Source organism: Paracoccus aestuariivivens (assembly GCF_009711225.1).
GTDB lineage: Bacteria > Pseudomonadota > Alphaproteobacteria > Rhodobacterales > Rhodobacteraceae > Paracoccus > Paracoccus aestuariivivens.
Map to the genome: position 1 here is coordinate 1 of NZ_WMIE01000040.1, position 10,038 is coordinate 10,038.

Consider the following 10,038-nt stretch of genomic DNA (forward strand, 5'->3'; position numbering starts at 1 on the left):
GCCCGACTGCCCCGGTTGTTGGCGGTGCGAGAGCCGGCATCACCATGGAAGGCCGATTGCAACAGCGAGCAGGGGCGGGCTGAGACCTGAGGCTAACAGCCAACGTGGTGGAAAACTGTTCTCGCGCAACGATTATTTCAGCGGCCTGATAGACGGAAACCACAGAAGATTGCTCATAGATCAGGTCTCCTTACGGAGCCTGGATCATGTCATCGAGGCGAATTCAATAAGTCCTAAGCCTAGCAGAAATATTCCGGGTAACGTTCCCGCAATTCGGGCGCGTGGATGACTGTCCGGCTAAGATGTGCGCGCATGGCGATCCTCGCCTTGCTCTCATCTCCTGAGGAGATGCTGTCAAGGATTTCGTGGTGTCCCGACAGAATGAAGCTGATTTTGTAGGAATCATGTGGTTGCATCTTGCGCATCCGCCCCAGATGCCCTGATCGGTGCTGAAGCACTTCATGCAGGCCCCCGTGCCCAACCCCGACAAACAGCGTCCGGTGAAAATTTTCGTCCAGTTGCTGGAACTGTGCAAGCTGGTCTGGCATCCCGGCAATGGCCTCCTGCATCCGAATGATTGCACGCGCATTGGCAATAGTTTCTTCGCTGCGATGACGGGCGAGTTGTACCACTACTTCGATTTCCAACGCGGTGCGCATGAAATGCGCCTCGTAGATCTGGGCCATGTTGATTCGGCTGACCACGGTCTTCGACTGTGGATGCACATGCACCAGCCCGTCCTGATCCAGCCGCTGCATCGCGTCGCGTAAAGGTGTTTGACTCACGCCGTATTCGGCTGCCAGCTCGGGCCTGAGCAGAATAGTTCCCGGCGGGAATTCCAGCCCAATTATCCTGCGTCGAAGATCACCGTAAAGCTGCGACGCCCCGGATCGGTGGCTATTGGCCTCTGCTGCCTGGTTCGGCATTGCGTTCGGGTCGGTCACGTTCGTACTAATCCCCTGTCGGAGCGGGTGTGGAGTCTGGCCCCACACTGGCAGGGCTGATGGCAAATAGTTCTCATCCTATGCGGCCGACTTGTTGTCAAATTTGAATTCCAGCCCCATGCGGTCGATCATCGATCGGATCTCTGCCCGGTCCAGCGCGGTCAGAACTGGGCCGGGCGCGCGCAGCGCAGCGCATTCCATCGCCCCCCTTTGGCGCATGACCTCCTTGCGGATCGCGATGCCCCATTCGCCCTGTGCCTCATAGCGCAAAAGCGGCAGGTAACGGTCAAAGAGATCATGTGCGCCCTCCCTGTCGCCGTTTCGCATCAAATCATCCACGCCGGAAAGCATCTCTGGAAACGAGAACCCTGCCATCGGGCCATCAGCACCGCGCGCCAACTCCTGTGGCAGATACAGACCGTTGTTCCCCGTCAGAATCCTAACGCTGGTTCCCAGTTCCTCACGCAATCTGGTAATCTTGGTGATGCTGGGCAGATCCTCCTCCTTAATCACGCCGATCTGTGGAAAGGCCTCGACCAGCCTACGGATCAGCGTAGGCGACATTTTTACCCCGGAATGGACGGGAAAATCTTGCAGAACGGTCGGCGTGTCACCAATGCAGGCAAAGACCTCGTCGAAATAGCGCATCAGATCGTCATCAGTCTGCGTGCCGCGTGGCGGGCAGATCATCACGGCATCTGCACCCTCAGCCATCACCTGATGCGTCACTGTGACAAGCTGTGCCAACCCGGGGCTGGAAACGCCGACAATGATCCGGTGCCCATTGGCAGCCGCAATGAAACGCGCAGCCGTGGCGATGCATTCGTCAGGCGTCAACTTGCCCTGTTCGCCGCTGACACCCAGTACGGTCAGGCCACGCGCGCCGTGGCCATAGTAGAACGCCGAAAGCGTATCGATACTATCCAGATCCAGCGCGCCATCAGCCCGGAACGGGGTCTGGGCGACAACATGCAGACCCGTGCAATTCTTCAGCGATGATTTTGTCATGGTTCTGCCCCTAGTTCCGTGCCGCCAAACCCTGCGCGCGCACCTGCGATAACGTTGCGCCAGAGGACAAGGCCTCTGGATCAAGCCGCAATTCGATCACCGCTAGGGTTCCAGATACGCGTGCACGGGCAAAGGCAGCGCCAAATTCCGCAGTGCTGTGAACGGTTTCGCCATGACCACCATATGCCCGCGCCAGCGCCGCGAAATCCGGATTTGCCAGCGCCGTCCCGGAGGGGCGTTCAGGATAATGCCGTTCCTGGTGCATGCGGATTGTGCCGTATTGACCATTGTTGGCCACGACAACGATCGGTGCCGCGTTGTATTGCCGGGCAGTCGACATTTCGTTCAGCGTCATCTGGAAACAGCCGTCACCCGCCAGACAGACCACTGGGCGATCTCGGTGTTCGATGGCGGCGGACACAGCGGCGGGAAAACCATAACCCATGCTGCCAGAGGTCGGCGCAAGCTGGGTGAAGGGTTTTTTGTAGACGAAATAGCGATGAAGGAAGGCCGCGTAATTACCCGCGCCATTGGTCAGAATTGCATTGTCGGGCAGGTTTTGTGACAGCCAATGGATCACCTGCTCCATCTTGACGTCACCGGGGGTTTCCTTGGGCTGAACCCACGCTTCGTATTCAGCGCGGGCGGCGGCGGTCCAGCCATCCCAGCCGTTATTGGCTGGCTTAGTGTGCGCAAGTGCGGCGATCATATCGCATGTGGGAGCGACGATGCCTAGATCCGGGCGATAGACCCGACCGAGTTCCGATGCATCGGGATATACATGGACGATCGTTTTTGTCGGTGCGGCAGGGTCCATCAACTCATATCCCCGGGTCATGCTGTCGCCCAGCCTGCCGCCGATCATGATAAGACAATCTGCCTGTTGAAGCCGCGCGCCTAGTTTCGGGTTCATGCCGATACCCAAATCCCCGACATAGTGCGGATTGCGGTTGTCCAGATGGCATTGCCGCCGGAATGGCACCGCTACCGGCAGATTCCAGGCCTGAGCAAATCGAGACAGATCGTCGCTCGCCTTTTCATCCCAGAGTGTTCCCCCGACCATCAAAAGCGGCCGTTCGGCATGGGCCAGAGCGGCGGTGAGCGCCTCGACCTGCGCGGGACTGATCGCTGACGGGATCGGTGCAGCGGCGGGCAGATCGGCAACGTCGGCACGGGCCGAAAGCATATCCTCTGGCAACGCCAGTACCACCGGACCGGGGCGCCCCGACATCGCCACGTGAAAAGCGCGGCTGATATATTCGGGCAAACGCTCGATCTGGTCGATCTCGGTCACCCACTTGGCCACGGTGCCGAACATCGCGCGGTAATCAACCTCCTGAAATGCTTCCCGGTCGCGGTGTGAACGGTCAATCTGGCCGACGAACAGGATCATCGGGGTCGAATCCTGCTTCGCGACATGCACTCCGGCCGAGGCATTGGTCGCACCCGGCCCACGGGTGACAAAGCAAATTCCAGGCTGTCCAGTTAATTTGCCATGCGCTTCGGCCATCATCGCCGCGCCGCCTTCGTGACGGCAAACGATATTTTCTATGGCGCTATCATGCAGCGCGTCCAGCGCTGCCAGAAAGCTCTCTCCCGGAACAGAGAACACCCGTTTGGTGCCATGAATCTTCAGTTGATCGATGAGAATCTGTCCGCCGTGCCGCATGGTTTTGGTCCTTCAGGTCAGGCTGGGGAAAACGGTCGCGGCGCAACCGCTGCGCCGCGACGGGGTGTGTCAGATCACGGCGCAGTAGCGGTCTTGGGTTTGCGAACGACAATCATGTAGACGAAGGCCGCTGTCAGAAGCAGGAAGAAAATGCTGTCCGGACTGGTCAGGAAGATCATAGGATCGCCGTCCGACAGCGACATCGCGCGCCGGAAATACTGCTCCAGATCCGGGCCGAGGATGAAGCCCAGCAACATCGCCACCGGGGAATAACTCGCTCGGCGCATGTAGAAGGCTAGAACACCCAGAACCAGCGACAACGACATCTGGAAGATCGACAGCGTCGCAACGTAGCTGCCCACCAGCGCCACCACGGCGATACCGCTGTAAAGCAGCCCGCGGGAAATGGTAACCATCTTCAAAAACAGCGGCCCCAGAAGATATAGTGTCAGCGGGATCAGAATTAGGGCGCTGACAATCAGCGATGCGAACATCGGAGAGATCAGGTCGGCCTGGTTTTCCAGAAGGCGCGCGCCGGGTTGCAGGCCGTTAATCACCAGAACACCCAGAACGATGGCAGTGGTCGGGTCGCCCGGAATGCCGAACATCAGCATCGGCACGAAGGCTCCGCCGCACATGGCATTGTTGGCCGATTCCGCCGCCGCAATGCCTTCGCGACTGCCATTGCCGTATTCCTGTGGTTTGCGCGAACTGCGGCGCGCCTCGATATATGAGACAAAGGCGGCCATGGATCCGCCCGCACCGGGCAGTACGCCGATCAGATAGCCGATCACGGTACTTTTAAAATACGTCCAGAGACCGATTTCGCGTACTTCGGACCATAGCGGGATGAAGTCGCGACGCTTGATCCTGATCTTCTTGATCTCATCAAGGTCAACCTCGCTGTCCAGTCGCCAATTCTGCGCCTGAATGAGGATCTCACTGATGGCGAACGCCCCAATGACCAGTGGCATCAGATCAATGCCCTCCATCAGGTTTTCCGTGCCGAACGTGAACCGCGGGACAGACAGCAGCTCGTCAATTCCGACGGTCGCGATCATCAGCCCCAGCAGCATTGCGATGGTGCTTTTTGCGATATTGCCTTTTTCGACAATGACGATGACCACCAATGCGAAGAAAATCAGCGAGAATTTCCCCGGCGTTTGGATCAGAAGCGAAAGCTTGGCCGCGATAGGCATAAATGCCATCAGCAGCACGGCCCCCAGCGTTCCACCGATCATCGACCCCAGCGCGGCATGGCCAAGCGCATTCGCGCCCTTGCCGCGCTTCATCAGCTTGTTGCCGTCAAGCGCGGTCATCATCGAAGACGGCGCGCCCGGAATGTTGATGGTGATGGCGGTGATGGAGCCCGAATACATGCCCGCCATGAAGATCGAGGCGCACATGATCAACGCAGGCACGACATCGATCTGATAGGTCACCGGCAGCAGCAGCGCGATTGCCAGCACCGATGTAAGCCCCGGCATCGCACCGAAGAAAGTGCCTACCAGAAACCCGCCAATCATGACCGCAAAGTTCAGCGGATCGAGAAGCGCGGAAAATCCGTTGAAATAGCTGAGAAAAGTGTCCATCAGATAACCCCGAACAGTTCAGGCAGACGCACGCCGAAGATAACGGCATAGAGAATGTAGAAGACGGCCGTGACGACGAGCGCGTAGATCACGAATGCCAAAGGCTGCCGCGTCCTGAACTCGAAAATGAAGAACAGCGCGAAGACGTAGAGAAGCGTTGACAGACCGTAACCAAGCGGCTCGAATACGTAGATGTAGACTCCGGTGGCAACCACCACCCACACGGGACGCAAGATTTCTCCTGGCTGGGCTTTTGTATTGCTCGTTCTGAACTGGCGGACCAGTACGAACAGCAGCAGCGCATACATCATGACGGATGCCACGATCGGGATCGCGCGCGGACCCTGCCAGAAAGGCTCCGAGATCTGGGCGCGAATTGTGAAGGCGGCGGCCAGATAGATCGTGGTTAAAATCAGAAAAAAGACCGGCAGGGCAAATTCCATGCTCAGAAGCCTTTGGCGGCTCATCATTTGCATCTCCGTGGAAATGGATCGCGTCGGGCTTTCAGGCCCGACGCTGGGCTGGTGCCGGTTGGGTTACTTGGACAGGATGCCCTTTTCGACCAGTGCATCCATCTGGCTGAACAGAGTTTTCTGTGTCTCATTGGACCAGCTGGTGACCTCTGCCGTGCCGAGCCAGCTCGGGGTGACACCGACGTTAGTGACCCACTTCTGGAATTCTTCGCTGTCATAGGCCGTTTTGTAGGCCGCCTCGATCTTGGCCACGACGTCATCGGGTGTTTCGGCGGGGGCCGCGATTACGATGAAAGAACCAATTTCCAAATCAACGCCAAGATCCTTCGCCATCGGCACATCGCCGTAGGTGGGGTTCGGCGAGGAGGAAAATTCTGTCAGGCCAATGACCGTCTTGTCATCGAGCAGGCTGGCAAAATCTCCCAGCGATGTGACCGCTCCGGCCGCTTCCTTCGACAGGATCGCCTCTTTCTGCGGACCCGCACCGCCGGGATAGGAGACGATCTTGAACTTTGCTCCCGATAACTGCTCGAGCTGCAGCGCTGCAAGGTGAACGCGCCCGCCAATGTTCTGCACGGCAATGCGGACGGTTTCCGGCGACGCCTTCGCAGCGGCAAGCAGCGCGTCGAGTGTTTTGTAGTCAGAGCTGGAATCGATCACCAGCGCGTCGGGTTCGCTGGTCACGCGTGCGATTAGCTTGAGGTTGTCCAGCTTGTAGCTAGGTAGCATTTCCTGCCACGGAATGGTGATGATGCTGTCATAGGTCAGCGCCGCAATAGTGTATCCATCGGGACGGGCGCGCATGACCTGGCTGACACCGGTCGCACTGATGCCGCCATCGATGTTTTCAACATACATCGTCCCGCCGATTTCTTTCTCGGCTAGCAAGGTCAGCTTGCGAACGATCGCATCGGTACCGCCCCCGGCACCCCATGGAACAACGACACGGATATCGCGCTCGGGGTATTCTGCCGATGCGGCCATCGGGGTCGAAACCGCGGCACAGGCGACCGCAAGGGCCGCAAATAGTTGGTGTTTCAAATCCTGTTCCTCCATTTGAAACTGGCACCGCCGTTCCGCGACACCCGTCAATATGACTGAGCCGCACCCGCGCCAGAGCAGGTGCCGTTACCGCATTTCGCTATCCGAAATGATCGCCAGTATCCCACTCCGACAATCAAACGCTTGCCTCCCGCGAGCTCATGTATATTAATGCACGAGAATTCTGAGCTGACAATGCATGAAATACTGAATTTTTTCGATGTATTGCCAGATAGTGAAGTTGGAGGATACTTCAGTGATATATGACCACCGCACCTACACCTGCCGCCCCGGCACGATCAAGAGGCAACTGGCGCTTTACACAGAAAACGGGTGGAAAACCCAACGCCACCACCTGGGCGACCCTGTGATCTTTGCCGCGACAGAGACCGGTGACGTGAATTCCTACATTCACGTATGGGCCTACAAGGATGCCACCGACCGAGAACAACGCCGCGCACGTCTACAACAGGACCCGGATTGGATTGCTTACCTAAAGTTAAGCGCTGAGGCGGGGAACTTGATTTCTCAAGTCAACAAGATCCTGACCCCGACCTCCTTTTTCCCGAGTTAAGACGCGCCGATCAATCATCACGCCGAATGGCTGGCCGCATCGATCTGGGCCTCAATATACTTTTCCGCCGAGGCCCAGAGGCGACTGTCACGTTAGCATGGCTTCGTCGTGCATTGGCACGAAGCTACTGGATTTCAGGCGACAGTGGCTGAGGAGAGTTGGTCCGGAAACGCGACTGCGGAATGCGCCGAAAACGGGCTCCGATCGCCATGCTGCTAGGCAGAAGTAGGCAAGTTTGAATGAGGCGGACGTTCTGACGCCAAGATAAGAAAATTCGCGGCCCGTTGCCAACGTTCGAGCAACGCCGATGCCGTACGGCGGCATTCGCCGAAGCGGCCATTCGACACGTGGCGCAGCATATCGAGCCGATGACGGTCTGCGATGCGGACTTTTCGGTCATTCGGGGACCAGCAGGTGCAAGTGCGGCATGACGATCGAGCTGCTCGCAGCCACAGCAAGCGGAGTACTGAGCCACAGCGCAGTTCACGGAAGCGGTCATTCAAGGCTGCACCAGATCCAGGAGCCGTACCTTCCTTTCGTTGCACCTCGCCGCAGCGTCGCCAATGTGAACAAAACGGACATCGCTCGTGCGTTGTCTGACAACGCTTCACCCTAAACTTCCGGCTCCTACCCGGAGGCCGAGAACCTGCTTGCGCCGTGGCGCGCGCGCCTGAAACTGTCCCTGTTGTTCGGGGAGATCATCGCTATAGAGGGCGATACCGCCCGCCAAAAGATGTGCCAAGCCGCCTCAAGCCGCAGCGTCGCTACCGTTAAATGTGCGGAAAAGCCGCCATCCACAGGCAGACCGACACCGACGACAAAGCTCGCTGCGGGACTCCAGAGCCAAAGCACGGCCGTAGCAAGTTCTTCGAACTGTCGGAGCTGCCAGATCGGTTGGGCTGCGGCGATTTCATCCATGATCTCGGCCCGCGCCGTTTTCATTTTCTCCAGCATCGGTGTGTCGAAGCGTCTAACAGACGGCGTTGATCCGGATGTTCGGCACGCACATCCATGACCTGCGCTTTTGGTCAGGTCGTGCGCGCCATGGCTGGTCGCATGACGGGCCGAATGTCCGCCATGCCGACCAGGTCGTCGGCGACAGGCTCAGGACGTCGTCTCGACCTTCTTGATCGCAAACCAGCCCTTGGTGGCCTTGATCACCGTCCAGAGCTTCGCGGGCAGCGCGATTTCCTTTACGGTCCTGGGATCGAGTTCGGTCGCGATCTCAGCCGCGCGACCGAACTGGGCAAGGGTGACCCAGTCCGGGTTCATCACCAGACCACGCCCAATCGCGACCAGCGACAGACCCAGATCCAGCGCCGCCTGCGCCTGCTCCGGCGTGCGGACACCACCTGCTGCGATCACCGGCACGCGCCCATCGACATGGGTCACGAAACGTTCCGCGATCGTCGGACCCTGCGGATCGGTCGCCGGACGGTTGGTCAGGACATCGCCAAGCGACGCGTGGATATAGCTGATGCCCGCATCGATCAGACGATCGACGAGCGCCAGGCTGTCCTCGATGCCATAGCCCTTGTCGCCAGACTCTTCTGGCGAAATCCGATAGCCCAGAACGAACGGTCGACCGGCCTGTTCGGCGATCACCCGCTTGACCTCGGCCACCACTTCGATGGCGAACCGCATCCGGTTCTCGGCCGCTCCTCCCCAGCTGTCACTGCGCTGGTTGCTGGCGGCGGAGAAGAAGTTCTGGATCAGGAAGCCGTGGGCGCCGTGCAGTTCGATCCCGTCGAAGCCCGCCTCAATGGCACGCCGGGTGGTGTCGCCAAAAGCGCGGATAATGCCCAGAATCTCGTCCTCGGTCATTTCCCGTGGCGTCTGAGCAGGGGCCAACAGGCTGGCCTCCACCGGCACGGCACTTGCGCTGACCACATCTCCTGCGGGCGCAAGGTCGGGCAGTGCCTTGTTGCCAGCGTGGAAGATCTGCAGGATCGCCGGCGCACCGCCGCTTTTTGCCGCGCGCGCGAGCCGCGCGAGGCTCGGGGTGAAGCTGCCATCGCTGACCGCGAATTCGTCGGTGAAGCCGATGCCGTTCGCAGTGACCTGCGTGCAGCCGGTCAGGACCAGCCCGACGCCGCCGACACGGGCACGATAATAGGCCTCTTCGGCCTCGGAAATGGTCAGGTCGGCATTGGCGGCCCAAGTGGTCATTGGCGCCATGGCGACGCGGTTGCGCAGGGTCAATTCACCGAGCGCTAGGGACGAGAACAGGCTTTTTTCGGACATATGCAATCTCCATAACGAACGCCCGCCGTCAGATCCCGGCATTTCCGCAGGGGGCGAGGCGCATTTCTTGACCAGACAGCTAGACCCAAGCCCCATGGAGTATTCGTTGTTTAATTTAGCATGCGTTTATAAGGGGTGTTTTTGAATGACGATGCCCAAGGACAATCTCAGCGACATCTAGACCTTCCTCGCCGTGGCGCAGGCGGGCAGCTTCACCAAGGCCGCCGCGCAGTTCGGCGTGTCGCAATCCGCGGTCAGCTACACGATGCGGATGCTTGAAGAACAGCTGGGTATGCGGTTGCTGGCCCGCACGACGCGCAGCGTGTCGCCGACGGAGGCCGGGCAACGACTGATCGCGAAGCTTGGACCGATTGTTGATTTCCACCCAGAACTGAGCCGGAAAGTCGCCTAATTTTCACTGAGAATTGAGCCATGTGAACCTTCCCCCATAGCGGTGAGCGACGGGGCAACGGAGTGATCCGCATGGGACTTT

10 protein-coding genes are annotated in these 10,038 nt (G+C 58.9%); 2 read left to right on the forward strand and 8 right to left on the reverse strand.

What is annotated here, in order from left to right:
* Window positions 1–239: 239 nt before the first annotated feature.
* The 6 genes from GL286_RS21595 to GL286_RS21620 form a co-directional block, all read right to left on the reverse strand.
* Complete coding sequence (locus GL286_RS21595) at window positions 240–944, reverse strand: FCD domain-containing protein (protein ID WP_155097636.1); 705 nt, start codon at window positions 942–944, stop codon at window positions 240–242.
* A gap of 78 nt (window positions 945–1,022) precedes the next feature.
* A complete protein-coding gene (locus GL286_RS21600) occupies window positions 1,023–1,952 on the reverse strand; it encodes a dihydrodipicolinate synthase family protein (protein ID WP_155097637.1) in 930 nt (309 codons plus the stop codon).
* A gap of 10 nt (window positions 1,953–1,962) precedes the next feature.
* Entirely contained in the window at window positions 1,963–3,621 is a 1,659-nt protein-coding gene (locus GL286_RS21605) for a thiamine pyrophosphate-binding protein (RefSeq protein ID WP_155097638.1), read from the reverse strand.
* Between the two features lie 74 nt (window positions 3,622–3,695).
* Window positions 3,696–5,213 carry a tripartite tricarboxylate transporter permease gene (locus GL286_RS21610; protein ID WP_155097639.1) on the reverse strand — a complete coding sequence of 506 codons (1,518 nt, stop codon included), beginning with the start codon at window positions 5,211–5,213 and terminating at the stop codon, window positions 3,696–3,698.
* Window positions 5,213–5,656 carry a tripartite tricarboxylate transporter TctB family protein gene (locus tag GL286_RS21615; protein WP_170295354.1) on the reverse strand — a complete coding sequence of 148 codons (444 nt, stop codon included), beginning with the start codon at window positions 5,654–5,656 and terminating at the stop codon, window positions 5,213–5,215. Before GL286_RS21615 ends, GL286_RS21610 begins: the two co-directional genes overlap by 1 nt.
* Window positions 5,657–5,749: 93 nt before the next feature.
* Window positions 5,750–6,778 carry a Bug family tripartite tricarboxylate transporter substrate binding protein gene (locus GL286_RS21620; protein ID WP_211596477.1) on the reverse strand — a complete coding sequence of 343 codons (1,029 nt, stop codon included), beginning with the start codon at window positions 6,776–6,778 and terminating at the stop codon, window positions 5,750–5,752.
* Window positions 6,779–6,983: 205 nt separating this feature from the next.
* On the opposite strand from GL286_RS21620, the gene GL286_RS21625 reads away from it, so the two are divergent.
* Window positions 6,984–7,301, forward strand: coding sequence for an NIPSNAP family protein (locus tag GL286_RS21625; protein WP_170295355.1), 318 nt, complete (start codon window positions 6,984–6,986; stop codon window positions 7,299–7,301).
* A 627-nt stretch (window positions 7,302–7,928) separates the two neighbouring features.
* Here GL286_RS21625 and GL286_RS21630 read toward each other — a convergent pair.
* A complete protein-coding gene (locus tag GL286_RS21630; RefSeq protein ID WP_155097642.1) occupies window positions 7,929–8,255 on the reverse strand; it encodes an SDR family oxidoreductase in 327 nt (108 codons plus the stop codon).
* Between the two features lie 150 nt (window positions 8,256–8,405).
* Window positions 8,406–9,545, reverse strand: a complete 1,140-nt coding sequence (locus tag GL286_RS21635) for an NADH-dependent flavin oxidoreductase (RefSeq protein ID WP_155097643.1) — start codon at window positions 9,543–9,545, stop codon at window positions 8,406–8,408.
* A gap of 193 nt (window positions 9,546–9,738) precedes the next feature.
* On the opposite strand from GL286_RS21635, the gene GL286_RS22745 reads away from it, so the two are divergent.
* Window positions 9,739–9,957 (forward strand): LysR family transcriptional regulator, encoded by a 219-nt coding sequence (locus GL286_RS22745; protein ID WP_343038962.1) that lies wholly within the window; start codon window positions 9,739–9,741, stop codon window positions 9,955–9,957.
* Window positions 9,958–10,038: the final 81 nt, after the last annotated feature.